Raw genomic sequence first — 17976 nt, 5'->3', positions numbered from 1 at the left:
GCGTCCCGCTGGCCGCGCTGATGGCGGCCGTCCCCGCCGCCGTCCAACCGGAAACCGCGGCGGCGTCCGCCTCGCCGCCGTCCGGCGCGGTGCGGGCCGCCGCGCCCCGCAAGGCGGACTTCGGCCTGCGGCGCGGCGCCAACCTCGACCGGCCGCTGCGCGCCCTCGGCGAGAGGCTCGCCAAGAGCGGCGTCCAGGCGCTGATCAACGCCTCGGGGCAGCGGCACCTCGCGAGCGGCTGCGGCGGCGCGGCCAAGGTGCCCGCCGGCGCGCGCGTCCACTGCTTCGACAAGCAGGACTCGGCGACCAAGAAGTGGTACCCGCAGGGCGTCACGACGGTCTCCGACGCGGCGGTCGACGGGCGGTGGGGCGCGGGCCGCCCGATCCTCGTCTCCTGGCACAACCACGGAGCCGTCCGGCTCACGTTCGTGAACCCGGACCGGCGCACCTACCGGCACGTCCTGCTCGTCTACCCGGTCATCAGGAACGGGAAGGTCTCCTACAGCGACGTCGCCCTGCACGCCGGCGGCATCGCCTGGTTCGGCGACAAGCTCTACGTCGCCGACACCCGCGCGGGGCTGCGCGTCTTCGACATGCGGCAGATCTACGACCTCGGCCGCAGCCGGAACGGATCGACGCAGCACGCCGAGCGGGTCGGCCTGCACGACGGCAAGTACTACGGGCACGGCTACCGGTACGTCATGCCGCAGACCGGCAGCTGGCAGTACGCCCACGGCTGGGCCGGCGCCAAGTGCACCGGCCACGGCGCGCCCCGCGTGTCGTGGATGTCCATCGACCGCACCGCGGCGCACCCGTCGCTGATCGCCGGCGAGTACTGCAAGGAGAAGGAGCCGCGCGGACGCGTCGCGACATGGCCGCTGCGCAACGGCACCGGGATCGTCGCCGGGCACGACGGCGTCGCCTACCCGGACTGGGTCGCGAGCCTGCCCGGCGACCGCACGCAGGGCGGTGTCCGGGCGCACGGGCACTGGTGGTTCACGCAGAGCCACGGGTCCAAGCGCGGCACGATGCTCCAGGCCGACCAGCGCGGCCACGGCTGGCGGCACGTGTCCAAGCGGACGATCTCCTACGGTCCCGAGGACCTGAGCTGCTACCGCGCCCAGCACCGTGTCTGGACGCTGGCGGAGTACCCGAACAAGCGCGCTCTCTGGGGCCTCCCCGCCCCGCAGTGCCGCTGGTAGTCCGCTCGGCGGGCCGGTGCGGACGTCCCGCGCCGGCCCGCCCGTTCACGCGTCGACGGTGACCCGTGCCCGGCTCTCCCGCCGGACGGGCCGCCGCTCCCGCCCCAGCGCCACCACGGCGAGGGCGCCGACGCCCAGCCCGGCACCGATCCACGCGGTGGTGGAGTACCCGGCGCCCGCGTCCAGCGCCAGCCCGCCCAGCCACGGCCCGACGGTGATGCCCACGTTGAACGCCGAGGTGCTCGTCGCGGCGACCAGCGTCCGGGACGCGTCCGACAGCGCGAACACCCGCGAGTTGAGCGCCGGATTGATCGCGAACCCGAACAGGCCCAGCAGGAACACCAGCACCATGACCGGCACCGGGGAGCCCAGCGTCAGCGCCAACCCGGCCGACACCGCCACCAGCCCGGCTATCCCCGCGTAGAGGGTCGCCATGGGCCGGGCGTCGGCCGTCCGCCCCCCGAGCGCGATCCCGATCAGCGTGCCCGCCCCGTACAGCGCGAGCACAGCCGGAACCCATTGCTCCGGGATGCCCGTCGCGTCCTCCAGCATCGCGCCGAGATAGCTGAAGGTGACCATCAGCGCGGCCATGGCCAGCGACGTCGTCGCGTAGGACAGCCACAGCCGCGGCCTGGCCATCGCGCGCAGCTCGGCTCCGAGACGCGGCGCGGCCTCGTCCGGCCGCCCGCCCTTGACCGTCGCCGCGACCCCGGCCATCGCCGCGAGCGACATCGCCGCGACCGCCCAGAACACCGACCGCCAGCCGAGGTGCTGCCCGAGGACGGTCCCGGCGGGCAGCCCGAGGACGGTGGCGAGGGTGAGCCCGCCCGCCACGATCCCCATCGCGCGGCCCCGCGCGTTCGCCGGCACCAGCCCGATCGCCGCCGCCGCGGCGACCGCCCAGAACCCCGCGTACACGAACGCCGCGGCCACCCGCGTCGCGAACAGCACCCCGTACCCGGGCGTCAGCGCGCCCGCCACGTGCATGAGCGCGAACAGCGTCAGGAACGCCAGCAGCGACCGCCGGTGCGGCCAGCGCAGCGTGAGGACGGCCAGCACCGGCGCGCCCACCAGCATCCCGACCGCGAACGCCGAGATCAGCAGCCCCGCGTCCGGCACGGACACGCCGAGGTCCGCCGACATCTGCGGCAGCAGCCCGGCCAGCATCATCTCCGAGGTGCCCTGGGCGAAGATCGCCAGCCCCAGGACGTAGACGGCGAGTGGCATCGGTCATCTCCCGTATTGGATTGAACAGTTCAAAACCGGTCCATGAAAAAAGGCGGGCCGCCGCCCGCCGGCTCGGATCAGATCGCCGCCAGGGCCGTCTCGGCGATCGTCTGCAGCGTCCGCTCGTCCGCGCCGCCGCGCGCCGCGACGCGCATCCCGCTGATGGTCGCGATGACGAAGTGCGCCAGGCCCTCCGCGTCCCGGCCCGCGTCGATCTCGCCGGACCGCTGCCCGCCCTCGATCGCCGCCCGCAGCGCCACCAGCCGCTTCTTCTGGTCCTTCGCGAGCCGCCCGGCGACGTCCTCGTCGCGCGGCGCCATCTCGATCATCGTGTTGACCACCAGGCACCCGGCCGGATCATCGGCCTCCGCCCGCACGGCCCACTCCAGCACCGTCCGCAACCGCTCCCGCACGGGCCGCTCCACGTCCTCCAGCGCCTCGACGACGTTCGCCGTCTTGACGTCCATGTAGCGCGTCAACGCCCTGGTGAACAGGTCGTGCTTGCTGTTGAAGGTGTTGTAGATGCTGCTGCGCCCGAGCCCGGTCGCCTCGCACAGCTCCTGCGTCGACGTCGCCTCGTACCCCGACGCCCAGAAGGCCCGCATGGCGGCCTCCACCGCCCGCTCCTCCTCGAACTTCCGCGGCCTCGCCATGCCCCGACCCTAACACGTTATGGACAGCCCGATCCAATACCCGTCGGCGGGCCCGCGGGCCGGGTGACGGTGATACTTTTCCGGCTACGGTCAGGGGAGGCGACGTGATCACGGTCGAGCAGGTGCGGGAGTTGGCGGTGACGCTGCCCCGGACGTCCGAGCACCTCATCAGGGACCGGGTGAAGTTCCGCGTCGGCTCGATCGTCTACGTGGCGTTCTCGCGGGACGAGACGGTCATGGGGTTCGCGTTCCCGAAGGAGGAGCGGGCGGCGCTGGTCGAGTCCGAGCCGGGGAGGTTCCGGCTGCCCGGCGAGTCGGACATGCGGTTCAACTGGGTCGAGGCGTGGACGGCGGCGCTCGACGAGCCCGAGATGCGCGAGCTGGTCATGGACGCCTGGCGGATGGTCGTGCCGAAGAAGGTCGCCGCCGCCCGTCTCGGCTCATGAGGTGAGCGCCGCGTAGAGCGCCGTGAGCCAGTGCCGGGTGGTGCGGCGGGCCAGGTCGGTGCCCGGCGCGGACGCCTCGAACAGGTGCCACGCGCCCGGCACGTCCTTCACCTCCACCGGGACGCCGGCCTCCATGAGGCGCCGCGCGTAGTCCAGGCCCTCGTCGCGCAGCGGGTCGAGCCCGCACGTCAGGACGTAGGCGGGTGGCAGGCCGGACAGGTCGTCCGCCCGCGCCGGCGCCGCGTAGGGGGAGACGGCGCCGCAGGGCAGGTAGGCGTCCCACATCGCGCGCATCTTGGCGCGGTTGGTGAGGCGCGGGTCGGTGATCCGGTGGGAGGACGGGGTGGCGAGCCGGTCGTCCAGGCACGGGATCAGCAGGGTCTGGAACGCGATGGCGGGGCCGCCCCGGTCGCGCGCCGCGAGGCACAGTGCGGCGGCCAGGCAGCCGCCCGCCGACGCGCCCGCCACCGCGATCCGCGCGGGGTCGGCGCCCAGGGCATCGGCGTTCGCGGCCAGCCAGCGCAGCGTGGCGTAGCAGTCCTCGAAGCCGGCGGGGAACGGATGCTCCGGCACCAGCCGGTAGTGGACGTTCACGACGAGCGAGCCGGTCTCGGTGCAGACGTCCCGCGCCATCGGGCTGGGCCCGTCCAGCTCGCCGTAGCTGAACCCGCCGCCGTGGATGTAGAGGACGGCGGGCAGCGGACCGGGCCCGGCGCCGGCGGGGCGCAGGATCTGCACAGGGATCTCGTTGCCGTCCGGTCCGGGGACGGCCGCCTTCTCGATGAGCACGGCGCCGTCGTCGGGACGCATCAGCGGCGCCATCAGCGCCTTGAACCCGGCGCGCGTCGCCTCGATGTCGGCGACCGGATCGTCCGGCCGGGGCGCCATGCCGGCGAGGACGCCGGCGAGTTCGGGATGGACGTTCACGGGTCCCTCCACAATCTCATTGATACGGTCTCGGTGAGATTGACGCTATGGTCTCACTGAGATGGTGTCAAGGGGGAGGAGGGCGCGCATGGAGGAACCCGGGGTGCAGGCGTACGTCGTGCTCGGGCTGATCGCCCGGCACGGGCCGATGACGCCCTACGAGCTCAAGGCGCGCGTCGAGGAGGGCGTCGAGCCGTTCTGGCCGATCCCGCACGCGCAGCTCTACCGGATCCCCACCCGGCTCGCCGCCGACGGACTGCTCCGCGAGGAGGCCGAGGAGGGCGGTCGCCGCCGCCGCGTCTTCCACGTCACCGACGCCGGCCGCGCCGCACTGCGCCGCTGGCTCGCCGACCCCGGCGGCCCGCGGATCGAGACCCGCGACCCGGCCCAGCTGAAGCTGTTCTTCGCCGACCTCGGCGACCCGGACGACGTCGTCGCGCTCGCCCGCGAACAGGCCGCGCTGCACCGCCGCTGGCTGGAGACCTACCGTGAGCGCCGCGCCCGCCTCGACCCGTCCGACGAGGCGCGGCTGACCTCGCGCGCCCGCATCCTGAAGCTCGGAATCCTGCACGAGCGGGCGTACGTGGACTTCTGGGAGCACCTCGCCGAGCATCCCGGCGACCTCGACCTCTAGTGCGGTGGCGGCTGCGGGTGGACGGCGTAGCCGACGCCGCAGCCGCCCTCGCCCGGCATCCGCTGGATCCGAGACGGGCTCCACACGCTGGTGCGGCCGGGCGCGACGCGGGCGAGCGTGCAGTCCAGCGCGTCGTCCACGGACGGATCGGGCTTGACCGTCAGCGCCACGCCCACCACGTCCCCTTCCCTCAGGACGTCGACGCGGATCGCCGGGTCGAGGCGCAGGGACGCGACCGCCGCGCGGACCTTCGCCTCGTCGGCCGTGCCGCCGGACGGGACGCGCGGCAGCGCCTTCTTCAGCCGCTCGTCCGGGATCTCCGGCGTCTTCGGCCACGGCTTGAACGCCAGCGGCCGCCCCGGCGGGCAGGCCACCTCACGCGTCCCGTACCGGTGCCACTCGGTCGTCGTGGAGAAGGACAGCGCGAAGCAGCGCGTCACCGTGACCGGGGCATCGGCCGACCAGGGCTGCGAGGCGGTCCCGGACGTGCGGAGCACGAGCTCGATCCCCGGACCGGCGGTCGAACCGCCGGTCACCTTCATGACCTCGACCCCGTCGAGGTCCGCCGCGCTGTGCGCCACGTCCTGCGCCGGCCGGACGCGGGAGCTGTAGAGCCGGTCGCCCGCCTTGTCCGCGGCCTTCCGCGCCTCCTCGGCGGCCCGGTCCTCGACGGTCGTGGCCGGCGCGCGGTACGGCGTCTCGCCGCAGCCGGCGAGGACGAGGGCCAGGACGGCGATGGGCGGGACGATCAAGGGTCGGCGCATGCGATCACGATGGCAACCGTGAAACGACCCGCGATATCCGCTCATGTACTCATTTCGCGTCCAGGGTGACGGCGATGGGGCGGTGGTCGGAGTAGGCGACCGGCTCGTTGGCCTGATCGCGCCCGGTGAGGCCCGGCGTGACGAGCACCTGGTCGATCTGCTGGTCGGGGCGCGGCACGGCCGGGAACGTCGCGAACGGGCGGGCGGTGGCGAGCGCGTCGGTCAGCCCCGCGCCGAGCAGCACCCGCCACGGCGCGCTGCCCGGCTCCAGGTTCATGTCGCCGGCCATCACGACCTGCCGGCCGCCGCGCGCCGCGTCGCGGGCGATGCGGGCGAGCTGCTCGGCCTGGCCGAGGTCCTTCCAGCCGTCCGGCGGCTGCGTGTGCGTGGCGATCACCGTCAGGTCGCGGCCCTTCCACCGCAGCCCGACCTGGAGCGCCTCCGCGCCGGTCGGGCCGCCCGTTACCAGCGGCGCGTTCCGGACGGAGGTGACCGGCAGGTCGGTGAGGACCGCGTCGCCCCACACCTCGTCCCCGGCGGGCGCCCAGATCGCGCGGAGCCCGAGCCGCTCGGAGATCAGCCGGAGCGAGTCGCGGCCGCCGTTCAGCATCCACGCCCGGTCGACCTCGCTGAGCACCACGACGTGCGGGCGCAGCCTCCGGAGCGCGTCCGCCTGCTTCGTGACGGTCATCGTCCCGTCCAGGCCGTAGCCCATCCGCAGGTTGTAGGCGGCGAGCCGCAGCCCGCCGTCGTCCACCGGCCGCCACTTCGGCCCGGTGTCGCGCCACAGCGGGACGGCCGCGACCGCCAGGACGGCGGCCACCGCCGCCGCTGCCGCCCGCACGCCGACTCCTCGCCGCTCCACCGCGCGCGGCGCCCGGACGATCAGCGCCGCGACCCCGAGAGCGGTGACGACCGGGACCCAGCGGTTCGGCGTCCCCAGATCGTAGGCGGAGTAGTAGGCGAACATCAGCACGACGAACAGCAGCCAGCCGCCCGCCATCGCCGTCCCGCGCCGTCCGGGACGGTCCGAACCGGGGACGCGCGCCGCCCAGCCGAGGCAGCCCGCCAGCGCGACCTGCCCGAGGACCTGCGCGCCGACCGTCCAACCGGGCGAGACGCCGTCCACGCCGTCGACCGTCGCGCGCCCGGCCGCGAACCCGAGCGCCGACAGGACGAGCCCGGCCGCCGGGACCAGCGGACGCCGCGTCCAGAACCGGGGACGCGCCGCCACCGCGACCGACAGCACCGCCACGGCTGCGATCAGCGCCGCCGCGACCCCGCCGGACCAGCCCGCGCTCGCCTGCGCGTGCCCGGGGTTGCCGGTGTAGATCCCCCAGAGCAGGACGGACGGCCCGGCGGCCAGCCACACCCGGGGCGTGGCGGCCTCGCCGTCCGCCTCCCGCGTCCGGGCCAGCGTGACGGCGAACAGGCCGAGGTAGACCAGCAGCGGAACCCACGGCGCGACCCCGGACCGCCACACGAGGTCGATGCCCTCGACCGCCGCCTGGAGCGCCGTCGCCGCGGCCAGGCCCGCCACGAAGCCGGTCATCACGGGCGCCGCTTCCCCGGCGGTCATCGCGGTGGCGACCAGCCAGACGAGCCCGGCGAGCAGCCCGATGCTCGCCGCATAGAGTTGCGGGTCACCGCCGTCGGTGGCCTGCAGGACGATCCGCGCGGCGATCAGCGCCGCGCCACCCGCGACCGCAAGCCGCCTCGCCGGGACCAGCCGGGCCAGCGGGACGGTGAGGAACGCGGCGACGAACCAGGACAGCGCGTACGCGCCCATCACCTCGGCCGGCGTCGAGCCCGCGCTGCCGACCAGCGTGATCAGCGACGGCAGGAAGACGCGCAGCACGTCGGCCAGGACCAGGACGCCGAACAGCACGTCGAGCCGGATGCGCGCCATGGGGTCCTCCTTCGGCCAGAATGTGAAGGAGTCTCACGTATAGCCTCGGCCGCGCGCAATACCCTCGGCGATCTTCGCCTCTGGCCGGGCCCGGTCACGCCCCGGCCGGCTGGACCTCCGCCTCCTCCGGCTCGGCGGGCGACGCCTTCGCCCCGTCCGGCTCCGCCTCCACCGCGCGCCGGCGCCCCCACGCCAGCGCCGCCGCGAAACACGCGAACGGCATCGCGGGCAGCATGTACCGGTAGTCGAAGTCCACCGTGACCGGCGGGATCGCCAGCAGCGTCACCGCCGTCGCCCACAGCAGCGCGGTCTCCCTGCGCGCCCGCCGCCGCCGCAGCAGCCCCGCGAGCCCGGCCAGCAGCACCGCGCCGAGCATCGACCCCCGCACGTAAACGTGGTCCTGGTAAGCCCGTAACCAGCCCGCGAACGGGGCGACGATATGCGTCTTCCCCGAACCGCGCTCGTAATCCCGGACCACCGAGATCCGGTCACCGCCGCCGATCAGCGGCAGCGGCTTCTGCTCCTGCGCACGCATCGGGAAGTGGTACCGCGCCTCCGTCCCGGGCGTCGGATAATGGTGCCGCTTCCATGAGAACGTCCGGACGAAGAAATCGTAGGAAACGGCCTTCACATAGCCGAGCGGCTGCGTCCGGATCGCCCACAGCGCGAACTCCTGCGCCTGCTCGTTGGTCTTCTCGTCGAACGGCTTCCCGTCCACCCACCCGGTCGGCGAGTTCTCCACCCAGATCTGGTGCGACGCCGCGGGCCGCCCGTCCGGCGACCCGTACGGGCACAGATGCGCCAGCTCCGGCGGCGGCGTGTGCCGGTCGCAGTCCGCGAACGTCGACGTCCGCCCCCACAGGAAGATCCCGTCCACCCCGGTCATCCCGAACCGGCCGTAGTCGGAGTGGAACCACGCCGCGTACCCGCCGAGCGGCAGCACGAACGCCGCCGCCAGCACCGCGAACGACGTCCACCGCGTCCGCCGCAGTAGCAGGTAGAGCAGCGCGATCAGGAACAGCGGCACCCCCACCGTCCGGGTGACGGCCGCCACACCCAGCAGCGCCCCCACCAGCGCGGCCCGCCGCCACCCGGCCGCGCCCGGCCGCGCGAGCAGCAGCATCGCCACCAAGATCAGCACGGTGAACACCGTGTCCGACAAGATCAGATGCTCGAGTTCCGCCTGGTAGGCGTCCAGCAGCAGCGGCGCCACCGCCAGCGCCGCCACCCACCGCCTGACCTCGAAGTTCCGGACCAGCGCCACATACCCGACCACGGCGATCCCCAGGATCGCCGTGTGCTGCAACCCCGTCACCAGCGCCAGGCTGTGGAACGGCTTCAGCCCCCAGAGGAACAGCCCGTAACCGGACGGCCGCAGCGGATGCGGGAACGGCCCGTCCGCGATCCGCAGGAAGTCGTAGCTGTCGTTGAACCACAGCGCCGGCGGATACCCCAGCACCACGAAGACCCGCAGCGCCAGCCCGGCGACCAGCAGGACCGAGAACAGCCGGTTGCCCGCCACCGCGGCGCGCACCGGCCCGGCCTTCAGGCGGCGGCGGATCTGAGGGGAGAGCAACACCGGGAACCTAACTGTGGACGTGCGGCGGACGCTGGGCGACGGCGGCCGGCGCCGGCGCGCGGGCACCGGGGCGAGCGGCTTCCTATGCGGTTGTCGTCGGAACGACTGCGCGGGGGAACGGGGGAAGTGTGCGAGTCGCCCGTCCGCCTGGCGAGAACCCTGAGTGCGTCACAGCATCCACCCGCGCATCGGCCGCGATCCTACCAGCGGCCCCCACACACCCCCGCAACCCGTTTACCCGCCCAACACCTGTACCAACGGCGCGGCCCCCTCGTTGACCGTCCCCATCGCCTCCTGCGAGACCCCGGCCCTCTTGCCCGTGATCCGCATCGGGCCGATCGGCGTGACCAGGTACCTTCCGGGCGCCAGAACGTCCTTCCCCGGCACTCGAAGCGTGAAGGTCTGTGTCCACTTGCTCAAGAACGCGCACTCGGACGGGACGAAAGGCTCAGCCTTATCGGTGATCTTGCTCGTCGCCGAGACCGGGATGGCCCCTGTTCCGGTGGGAAGCTCATGTCTCTTCGCCGGTGGAATTCTGTAGAAGAACAGGTCCTTTCCGTACGCGGGACCACCTTCGTTGTTCCACCCGAAGCTGTAATTTCCCTCGACGTCAGTGCGTTTGCTGTTCTCCCCGTAACACTGGCGTCGGCCGCCGGGCAGGTATATGCCGCCGGACGGTGTACGCGCGTGGAAGTACTCGACCAGCCGCAGGGTGGTCCCCGGCTTCATCCTTGCCGGCGTGACCTTCAGCTTCAGATCCATGTAGGGGGTATCGGATGCGGGCATGTTGGGCTGGCCGACGAGTAGTCCCGGGTGGGTCCAGTGGGCGTGGATGCCGCCCTGGCTCACTCCGCCGACCCCCGGGCCCGACGGCCAGAGAACCCAAGCCGCGATGGCCCCGCCGACCCCGACCCCCGCGATGGCCGTCGCCCCCTTGGTACCGCCCAACTTGGTCAGTACGCCTTTGGACGTGGAGGTGCCGGCCTTGGCCGCGACGTCCGCCGAGGCCGCGCTCTGCATGAGCCCGGCGGCATGACCGGTGGCACCTGAAGCCATTGCGCCTACGCCTGTGGACGACGCGCCATGTGCAAGCAGACTGCCGCCGAGCACCGCCAGTGGGATGGCCGCCCCGACCGTTGCCGCCACCGCGCCGAGCGTGATGACGCCGCGCCGCTCCCAGTCCGGCCCGTACTCGCGGACGGCGAGCTCTTCCAGTTCTCCGACGAACTGATGTGCGTTCCATGTGCGCTCGGCCGGGCTCTTGGCCAGACCTCGCTGGACGAGCGGCCGCAGCGGCTCGGGCACCCGGTCAAGTGGCACAGGCACGGTCGTGTGCTTGGTGCGGTACTCCTCTACCGTCGTCGCCTGGAAGGGCTTGTTGCCCGTGACGCATTCCACGAACACGCAGGTCGCCGCGTAGAGGTCGGTCGCCGGTGTGGCGGGCTGGCCCTCCCACTGCTCGGGCGCCATGTAGGCGGGCGTTCCGGCGTGATCGCCCTGCCCGGTCAGGACGGCGATGCCGAAGTCGATCAGCTTGCTCTGCCCGTCGTCCTGGACGAGCACGTTCGCCGGCTTGTAGTCGCGATGGACGATGCCCACCGCGTGCGCCGCCGCCAGCCCGAGCAGCGAGCCCTTCAACATCGTCAGCGCGGCTTCCGCTGCGAGCGGCTCATCGTGATCGTCCAGTACGCGCCGTAGAGACCGTCCCGGAACGGCTTCCAGGATGATCGCGGCTCCCTGCTGCGACTCCACGTAGTAGTACAGCCGCGCCACATGAGGATCAACGACCCGCCGGAGGTGGTCCGCCTCGCTCCGGAAGGTGTCCCTCGCGTTGGTGTTCCCGAGAAGGTCCCCTGCCAGGTATTTGATCGCGACAGCCGGCCCGCCCGTCTGATGACGTGCGAGTACGACCGTCCCTTGGGCTCCCGAGCCGAGTCGCTCGATCTCGACGTAGCCGGGCACCTCCCAATCGCGCGGACCGCCCGTCACTGGCCCGTGGTGGTCTGGATCTCGCCGACGACGAGCGGCGAGGCCTGCGAGGTCACCGCGTTCGGACCGAGGTTTCCGCCCGGTTCGTCACAGTCGTCGCCCCCGCATGTCCAGGTGACGTCCCAGGTGATGGTGGCGGTGACCTGGTAGGCGCCACCGGGTTGCCCGGCGGAGGACCGCTGATAGATGTAGTCGCATGTCCGGCCGTTCTCGCTTCCGGCGTCCTTGCAGGTCTTCGTCGCCTCCCCGAGGTTCCAGGTGACCGTGGCGGGTGCGCCCGTCAACTGGATGGTCTGCGCGCCCACGGTGATCGGATTCGTCCGGACGGTGTCGAAACCGTCCACCCACAGCGATGTCCGCAGCCGTACGAACGTCTTGCCCTTCGGGGCGGTGTGCACGACGGGAACCGGGAAGACGGCCGACGCCTGTGCCTGGGCGACCAGATCGGCCGTGGCGGGCGCGGCCGCCGGCGGCGCCGCGTTCCCCCCCGGAACGGGCGCCACGCCCACGCCCTGGTTCGGGTCCAGCCCGACCGGCGCCGGGGGCTCTACCGGGCCGCTGGGACCTCCGCCGCCGCCGGACGGTCCGCCCGACCCTCCGCCACCGGGTTCATGAATGGTCTTGTTGCAACTGGCGTGGCGGTTGGAACCCAACCTGCATGGAGCGGCCTGTGCAGGGCTCGCCGCCAGCAGGGGAGTGACCAGGGCCGTCGACACCAGGCCGCCGAGCACCAGGTGCCGGCGGCGGGAGGAGCGAGGAGACATCGCGTGTCCTTCTCTGCGGACCGTCAGCATGCGCGGTCCTGGACCGAGGCGGCGACCTTCCAGGTGCCTGAGTCGTACTGGACGGTGCTCCGATAGATGAACGACCCCCCTGGGGCCTCCGCCGTCCGCTTGCCCGTCTTCGCGGAGTAGCGGTAGGCCGCGAGGGTGCGGACGCAGTCGATGACGTAGACCTTCGTGGCGTCCTTGGAGGTGGCGTAGACGCGAGGGTTGTAGGTGTTCGCGAACCGCCAGATCTCGCCCTTGGCCTTGGTGGACTCGATGTCCTTGGTGAGCTGGGCGAGGAGGGGGTCCGTCGCGACGGCGGGGAGGCCGCTGGGGTCGTTGGTGGCGTACGCCTGTTTGTAGGCGGCCTGGTAGTCGCGGTAGCGCTGGACGACCGTCTTGTAGAGCTGCGCGGTCGGCACGGCGGACGGGGCGGGCGCGGTCGTCGCGGGGGCGGCGGTGCCGCCGGTGGCGAAGGAGCCTTCGGGCTTGAGGGCGCCGGACGACGGGTGGGACGTGCCGCAGCCCGCGAGGAGGGGAAGGGCGGCGAGGGGGATCGCGGCGCGGCGGAGCCGTTGCGGGGAGGAATGTACCAACCGGGCGCGCATCGCCATCCCTGAGCGCTGGCCGACAACGGGGCGGAATACGCGCGAAAGCTTACAGAGGTGGGTGTGGCGAGAAAAGGGATTCGTTGCGGACGGTTGACCTCGATCTCGGTTGAGGTTGCAGCCTGGAGGGACGATCGGTGAACGGAGGGGTGCTGTGCGCGCGGTGTGGCTGAGGGAGTTCGGTGGTCCGGAGGTGCTGGTGCCGGGGGAGGCGCCGGATCCGGTGCCGGGGGACGGGCAGGTGCTCGTCGAGGTGGAGTACGCGAATGTCACTTTCGTGGAGACGCAGATGCGGGCGGGGCGGGGGCCGCAGCCGTTCGCGCCGCGGCTTCCGATGATCCCTGGCAATGGTGTCGGCGGGACGGTGACGGCGGCGGGGCAGGGGGCCGATCCGGGGCTGGTCGGGCGGCGGGTCGTGAGCGGCACGGGCGGGTCCGGCGGGTACGCGGAGTTGGCCGCGGTCGACGCCGGGAGCCTGTTCGAGGTGCCGGACGGTCTGCCGCTCGACGAGGCCGTCGCGCTGCTGGCCGACGGGCGGACGGCGACGCTGATGATGGGGGCGGCGCGTCCGGAGAAGGGGGAGCGGGTGCTGGTGGAGGCGGCCGCGGGCGGGGTCGGGACGCTGCTCGTCCAGCTGGCGAAGGCGGCGGGGGCGACGGTGGTCGCGGCGGCCGGGGGACCGCACAAGACGGAGGTCGCGCTGCGGCTGGGCGCGGACGAGGCGGTCGACTACCGGGAGCCGGGCTGGAGTGAGGGGACCGGGCCCGTGGACGTGGTGTTCGACGGGGTCGGCGGGGACGTCGGCCGGGAGGCGTTCACGCTGCTCCGCGAGGGCGGCCGGATGGTCAGCTTCGGTCTGGCGAGCGGGGAGTGGGCCGGTATCCCGGACGAGGCGGCCCAAGCGCGGCGCGTCGCACTTCTCCAGCCGAAACCGTCGCCGCAGGAGATGAGGGACGCGACGGTGAGCGCGCTGCAGGAGGCGGCCGCCGGGCGGCTGCGTCCGCTGATCGGCCAGCGCTTCCCGCTGCAGAACGCCGCCGACGCGCACGCGGCCATCCAGTCCCGCGCGACCACTGGAAAGACGCTGCTGCAGGTCAGCGGACTCTAGAGAGGAAGGCCCGGAGGGCGGCCTCGTAGGCGGACGGGTCGACGTTCCACGCCTCGGTGTGGTCGCCCTGCGCGGCGATGTGGGTGACCATGCCGCGCGGTGCCGTCCGGGCGAAGGTGAAGGCGGGGCCGTTGGCGACGGTCTCGTCGTCGGCGGTGGTGAACAGCAGGGTCGGCGTCCGCAGCTTGGGGGCGTAGCGGCGCTGGTCGAAGTCCTTGAGGTCGATGCCGATGCGCCGTTCCAGGACGGTCTTGGCGAGGCTGGTGACGAACGGCGGCAGGTGGCGGGCGTCGCCCTGCTTGTCGAGCGTGGCGTTCCAGTCCATGACGGGGGAGTCCAGGACGACGCCGCGGACGAACGACGGGTCGTGCCGCAGTGTCGTCATGACCATGGCGCCGCCCATCGACCATCCGTACAGGACGACGCCGGTGGCGCCGTTCGCGCGCGCGTACGAGATGGCCGACGCGACGTCGTTCCATTCGGTGTCGCCCAGGTGGTTCTTGTGGTCGCGGGACTTGGGGGCGCCGACGTCGTTGCGGTACGCGATCGACATCATGGGCAGCCCCAGGTCGTGGACGGTCCGCATGGCGCGGAACGTCTCGGCCTTGTCGGCGTTGCGTCCGTGGACGCCGATGACCCAGGTGCTCTTGGGAGAGGATCCGGGCAGCAGCCATGCGGGCATCGGGCCGAGCTTGGACGGGTACGTGACGTCCTTGAAGTCGAGCCCCAGCGCCGTCTTCGGGTCGCCGGAGTAGATCCAGTGGTCGATGCTCGCCGCGGCGCCCTTGGTGAGCGTCCCGTGGGAGACGGAGACGACCTTGCGGACGACGTGGTCGTGGTCGCCGCCGACGACCGGGCCGAGCAGGGCCCGCCCGCCGTGCTCCCAGACGAGCGCCCAGGTGCCGGGGCGTTCCGTCTCGGGCTCGCGGGGCAGGGTGACGGTGCCGTCCGACGCGTCCTCGATGGTGAGCGGATACTCGGCGGTGTGGTCCACCTCGGAGGCGACGCCGGCGAAGTACCAGCCGATGCCGCCGACCGTCGCGCACAGCAGGACGGCTACCGCGGCGAGCGCCGCCATCAGGGCGCGGACGCGGCGGCGCCGCGTGCGGGCCGGCCGGGCGGACGACGTCGCGGGGACCGGTGATTCGGGGGCATCGGTGGACACGACATAGGACGTTAGCCCACGTCCGGGTGGGCTCCGGGCGCGTCGGCGGCCATGTCCCCGAGCGTCCGCGAACACCGGGTCCCGCCGCAATGGGCGGATCCGTGCGGTTAACCTGCCGCTCAGGTTCCATAGGGATCACACGAGGGGACGCGCGGGTGACGGGGCAGAGCGAGCGGATCGCGGAGATCGAGGAGCGGGTCGTCCGGTTCGCGCGGCAGACCGCGCCGCCGCGCTGGCGCCGCATCGACCTGCGCTGCGCGGCGACCGTGGCGGCGAGCGACGTGGCGCTGACGATGCTGACCGGGGAGGGCGCGGTGGTGCCCGCCGAGGTCGTGCCGGACGAGCTGGCCGCCATGCTGACCGAGCTGCGCCGCGCGCACTACCTGTCGGAGCAGGGCACCTGGTTCTCGATGCTGGCGATCGTCGAGCCCGCCGCGGCGCTGTTCCTCTACAACGACGAGTTCGACCCGGAGTGGGACCCGCCGGCGCCGCTGGAGGCGTGGCGGCGCGACCAGATCGTGATGCCGCGCGACGGCGCGAACGTGCCGGGCTGGCTGCGGGACCGGCTGGAGGGCCGCGAGCCGTCCGAGCCCGCCGAGTGGCCCGCGCCGGCGCCGCTGGACCCGGTCGAGCAGACGGAGCTGTTGACCGGGCCGTTCGCGGTGCTGGTCGCCGACCACGCGCCGCCGTTCTGGGAGCGGATCTCCGGGCACTACCAGGCGGTCGGCGGGCATGTGGAGTTCCCGCCGATGGCGCTGCGGAAGGCGGACGGCACGACAGAGGCCTGGACGCCGCCGCGCGCCGCCGCCGGGCTGCTCGACCGGCTGCGTGCCGGGACGCACGCGTTCCAGGGCTCCACCTGGTCCCGGATCGACGTCGAGATCGTCTACGGGGACGGCGCCGTGCAGTGCCGGGCGAGCTTCACCCGCGACGAGGAGCCGCGCTGGGAGTCCGAGCCGTCGGCGGACGACGTCCGGCGGGAGCTGGAGCGGCTGCCGCGCCGCGACGTCCCCGAGTGGATGGCGCGGCGCCTCGGCCCGGCGCCCGTCTCACCGCCCCCACCCACCCGGTTCGAGAGCCCGGTGCGGAAGGCGCGGGTGTTCGACCGGGCGGGGACGGACGGCGGCCCGCCCGTGGTGTCGCGCCCGCCCGTCCCGCCGGACGAGGCCGACGCCGTGATCCGGTACCTGGAGGACGCGCCCGCCGTGATGGCGGCCCGTTTCAGCGCCCCGGACCTGCTCGACCCGTCGCGCGGCGAACGCGTCCCGCTGACCTTCCACACCGACGGGGCATGGGTGTGGTCGGGCGCGGTCGGCTACTACCTGCGCGAGCACGGCGTCCCGCCGGAACCCGACCTGGTCGCGCACATGCGCGCGCACGGGTTCCGGGTCCCTGTCGTGGACGACGACGCGATGGACGCCGCGAGCGCCGCCGCGATGGGACGCACCGCGCCGCGCGGCATCCGGACGGAACCGGAGCCCGAGCAGTGGCTCGCGTTCCTGCAGAACCGCCTGGACGCCCTCCAGATCGACCGCGCGCGCTATCGGCTCCGCGGCGAGGAAGAGGGAACCTGGTGCCTGCTCCAGGAGCGGGCGGGCTGGACGGTCTTCCACCTCGACAACGGTGAACGGACCCGGCTGGTCACCTTCGACAACGGAGAGAACGCCGCCGCCTATCTCCTCGGCAGCCTGCTGATGGTGGCGCCGCAGCAGACCGTCCAGATCCCCAAGATTCAGCCGCTGAAGGGGGAGCCGCCGTTGTCGCTGTTGCGCGACCGGCAGTTCACCGAACTTCCCGCAGGAACCGAAGTGGACCGCTATGGAGGCCATGGCGGTAACACCGCCTACGCCGCGCGCACACCGTTCCCCCAACGCTCGCTGCCCGCCGACTGGCAGGAACGCGAGTACCACGTGTACCGGCTACTGCGCCCCGTGCAGGCCCTCACCGGCACGGCGGTCCCGTGGTTCGAGCAGCCCGGCGGCGGCACGGCGTACGTGTTCGAGCGCTCGCTCGCCTACCTGCTCGCGGACGGCAGCCTCCAGGAGGTCCACGACTGACGGGTCAGGTGCCGATGGCCGCGACCAGGCCCAGGGCCAGCGTCAGGTCGAGATGGATGAAGGTCTCCAGCTTCGCGCCCGGCGGGACGTCCGGGTCGGCGGCGATCTCGTCGAGCACGGCCAGCGCGGACGGGCCGTCCAGGTCGTCGGTCAGGGCCTGCTCCGCCTTCCGCGCGTACTCGCGGTCCATCGGCCGCCCCGGGCTCCGCGCCCACCCGGCGACCAGGCTCCGCCACGCGTCCAGGCGCCCGGCCGCCGTCATGTAGCGGGCCGCCGTCAGCTCGAGCGGGTCGCGGTAGGGCACCTCCAGCATCGCCAGCCGCGCCGCGAGCGCGTCCATCCCGGCGTCCGCCATGGCCGTGCGCCAGTCGCCGCTCTCCTGCGGGACCAGCATCCAGTGCGCGTCGACGTCGACGTCCGTCGAGGACGCGATGTAGAGGTCGGCCCGCGGCGGCGGCGCGTCCCAGTCGAGGACCTCGAACGGCTGGACGTTGTAGTCCGTCAGGTCGCGGTCGTCGACCACCAGGTCCGGCGAGCAGGCGACGTGCACCTCGCGGCCGGCCCGCTCGCCCGTCCGCCGCAGCAGGTCGGTCACCACCAGCGCGCGGTGCCCGGCCCCCTCCAGGAGTTGGATCCGCAGGACCCTTCCCGGTGGAAGCTCCTGGGCCTGCCCGGTCCGCTGGTCGTAGAGCCGCATGCCCCCAACCCTAAGCAACCCGCGCGAACCACCCCACCGCCGACCCCCGGCGCGTGTCGCGGTCCCCGCGCGTCAGACGCCGCCTGGAACGGTCCCGCCCGGCATCGCAGCCGGAGCCGCCGGATCCGGCATGGGCGCGCCGGCCGGGGGCGTCGCGCCGGGTGGCGGGACGTCGGACGGGCCGGGCGCCGCCGGGCCGGGCGCGGGCGGGGGGGAAGGCGGGTCGGAGCCATGTCGGTCTGTG

At 73.2% G+C, this 17976-nt stretch carries 16 protein-coding genes; 5 read left to right on the top strand and 11 right to left on the bottom strand.

Going from position 1 to position 17976, the window contains the following annotated elements:
* Window positions 1-1202: hypothetical protein (locus ABD296_RS44875; RefSeq protein WP_344283003.1), on the top strand; the 1202-nt coding region annotated here is incomplete at its 5' end.
* Window positions 1203-1247: 45 nt separating this feature from the next.
* Here the strand turns inward: ABD296_RS44875 and ABD296_RS44870 are convergent.
* Window positions 1248-2429: a Cmx/CmrA family chloramphenicol efflux MFS transporter gene (locus ABD296_RS44870; protein ID WP_344283000.1), complete on the bottom strand. Its 1182-nt coding sequence runs from the start codon at window positions 2427-2429 to the stop codon at window positions 1248-1250.
* Window positions 2430-2506: 77 nt separating this feature from the next.
* Window positions 2507-3082 carry a TetR/AcrR family transcriptional regulator gene (locus ABD296_RS44865; RefSeq protein WP_344282997.1) on the bottom strand — a complete coding sequence of 192 codons (576 nt, stop codon included), beginning with the start codon at window positions 3080-3082 and terminating at the stop codon, window positions 2507-2509.
* Between the two features lie 104 nt (window positions 3083-3186).
* On the opposite strand from ABD296_RS44865, the gene ABD296_RS44860 reads away from it, so the two are divergent.
* Window positions 3187-3528 carry an MmcQ/YjbR family DNA-binding protein gene (locus tag ABD296_RS44860; RefSeq protein WP_344282994.1) on the top strand — a complete coding sequence of 114 codons (342 nt, stop codon included), beginning with the start codon at window positions 3187-3189 and terminating at the stop codon, window positions 3526-3528.
* Here the strand turns inward: ABD296_RS44860 and ABD296_RS44855 are convergent.
* Window positions 3523-4455, bottom strand: coding sequence for an alpha/beta hydrolase (locus tag ABD296_RS44855; RefSeq protein WP_344282991.1), 933 nt, complete (start codon window positions 4453-4455; stop codon window positions 3523-3525). The genes ABD296_RS44860 and ABD296_RS44855 overlap by 6 nt on opposite strands.
* Before the next feature lie 88 nt (window positions 4456-4543).
* Between ABD296_RS44855 and ABD296_RS44850 the strand changes: the two genes are divergently transcribed.
* Window positions 4544-5089, top strand: a complete 546-nt coding sequence (locus ABD296_RS44850; protein WP_344282988.1) for a PadR family transcriptional regulator — start codon at window positions 4544-4546, stop codon at window positions 5087-5089.
* On the opposite strand, the gene ABD296_RS44845 is transcribed toward ABD296_RS44850, so the two are convergent.
* From ABD296_RS44845 to ABD296_RS44820, 6 genes are all read right to left on the bottom strand, one after another.
* A complete protein-coding gene (locus ABD296_RS44845; RefSeq protein WP_344282985.1) occupies window positions 5086-5853 on the bottom strand; it encodes a hypothetical protein in 768 nt (255 codons plus the stop codon). The genes ABD296_RS44850 and ABD296_RS44845 overlap by 4 nt on opposite strands.
* A 49-nt stretch (window positions 5854-5902) precedes the next feature.
* Window positions 5903-7762: an endonuclease/exonuclease/phosphatase family protein gene (locus ABD296_RS44840; RefSeq protein WP_344282982.1), complete on the bottom strand. Its 1860-nt coding sequence runs from the start codon at window positions 7760-7762 to the stop codon at window positions 5903-5905.
* Window positions 7763-7856: 94 nt separating this feature from the next.
* Window positions 7857-9338: a hypothetical protein gene (locus ABD296_RS44835; RefSeq protein WP_344282979.1), complete on the bottom strand. Its 1482-nt coding sequence runs from the start codon at window positions 9336-9338 to the stop codon at window positions 7857-7859.
* A 237-nt stretch (window positions 9339-9575) separates the two neighbouring features.
* Entirely contained in the window at window positions 9576-11303 is a 1728-nt protein-coding gene (locus tag ABD296_RS44830; protein WP_344282977.1) for a serine/threonine-protein kinase, read from the bottom strand.
* 23 nt (window positions 11304-11326) lie between these two features.
* Window positions 11327-12094: a hypothetical protein gene (locus ABD296_RS44825; protein ID WP_344282974.1), complete on the bottom strand. Its 768-nt coding sequence runs from the start codon at window positions 12092-12094 to the stop codon at window positions 11327-11329.
* 23 nt (window positions 12095-12117) lie between these two features.
* Window positions 12118-12705, bottom strand: a complete 588-nt coding sequence (locus ABD296_RS44820) for a hypothetical protein (protein ID WP_344282971.1) — start codon at window positions 12703-12705, stop codon at window positions 12118-12120.
* A 154-nt stretch (window positions 12706-12859) separates the two neighbouring features.
* Here ABD296_RS44820 and ABD296_RS44815 point away from each other — a divergent pair, with 154 nt between their 5' ends.
* Window positions 12860-13813 (top strand): zinc-binding dehydrogenase, encoded by a 954-nt coding sequence (locus ABD296_RS44815; RefSeq protein WP_344282968.1) that lies wholly within the window; start codon window positions 12860-12862, stop codon window positions 13811-13813.
* On the opposite strand, the gene ABD296_RS44810 is transcribed toward ABD296_RS44815, so the two are convergent.
* A complete protein-coding gene (locus ABD296_RS44810; protein WP_344282965.1) occupies window positions 13800-14978 on the bottom strand; it encodes an alpha/beta hydrolase family protein in 1179 nt (392 codons plus the stop codon). The two genes, ABD296_RS44815 and ABD296_RS44810, sit on opposite strands and share 14 nt — an antisense overlap.
* 155 nt (window positions 14979-15133) lie before the next feature.
* On the opposite strand from ABD296_RS44810, the gene ABD296_RS44805 reads away from it, so the two are divergent.
* Window positions 15134-17035 (top strand): TNT domain-containing protein, encoded by a 1902-nt coding sequence (locus ABD296_RS44805; protein ID WP_344282962.1) that lies wholly within the window; start codon window positions 15134-15136, stop codon window positions 17033-17035.
* A gap of 4 nt (window positions 17036-17039) precedes the next feature.
* Here the strand turns inward: ABD296_RS44805 and ABD296_RS44800 are convergent, their stop codons facing one another.
* Window positions 17040-17732 (bottom strand): hypothetical protein, encoded by a 693-nt coding sequence (locus ABD296_RS44800; protein WP_344282960.1) that lies wholly within the window; start codon window positions 17730-17732, stop codon window positions 17040-17042.
* Between the last annotated feature and the right edge of the window lie 244 nt (window positions 17733-17976).

It is taken from the genome of Actinomadura napierensis, from assembly GCF_039529375.1.
GTDB classification, from domain to species: domain Bacteria; phylum Actinomycetota; class Actinomycetes; order Streptosporangiales; family Streptosporangiaceae; genus Spirillospora; species Spirillospora napierensis.
Note: the sequence above shows the minus strand (reverse complement) of the source record. Positions and strands in the feature narration are given on the sequence as shown.

Coding starts and splice junctions, on each gene's coding strand:
- ABD296_RS44820 (WP_344282971.1), bottom strand. CDS start 12,705: ATGCGCGCCCGGTTGGTACATTCCTCCCCGCAACGGCTCCGCCGCGCC.
- ABD296_RS44870 (WP_344283000.1), bottom strand. CDS start 2,429: ATGCCACTCGCCGTCTACGTCCTGGGGCTGGCGATCTTCGCCCAGGGC.
- ABD296_RS44865 (WP_344282997.1), bottom strand. CDS start 3,082: ATGGCGAGGCCGCGGAAGTTCGAGGAGGAGCGGGCGGTGGAGGCCGCC.
- ABD296_RS44800 (WP_344282960.1), bottom strand. CDS start 17,732: ATGCGGCTCTACGACCAGCGGACCGGGCAGGCCCAGGAGCTTCCACCG.
- ABD296_RS44850 (WP_344282988.1), top strand. CDS start 4,544: ATGGAGGAACCCGGGGTGCAGGCGTACGTCGTGCTCGGGCTGATCGCC.
- ABD296_RS44825 (WP_344282974.1), bottom strand. CDS start 12,094: ATGTCTCCTCGCTCCTCCCGCCGCCGGCACCTGGTGCTCGGCGGCCTG.
- ABD296_RS44840 (WP_344282982.1), bottom strand. CDS start 7,762: ATGGCGCGCATCCGGCTCGACGTGCTGTTCGGCGTCCTGGTCCTGGCC.
- ABD296_RS44845 (WP_344282985.1), bottom strand. CDS start 5,853: ATGCGCCGACCCTTGATCGTCCCGCCCATCGCCGTCCTGGCCCTCGTC.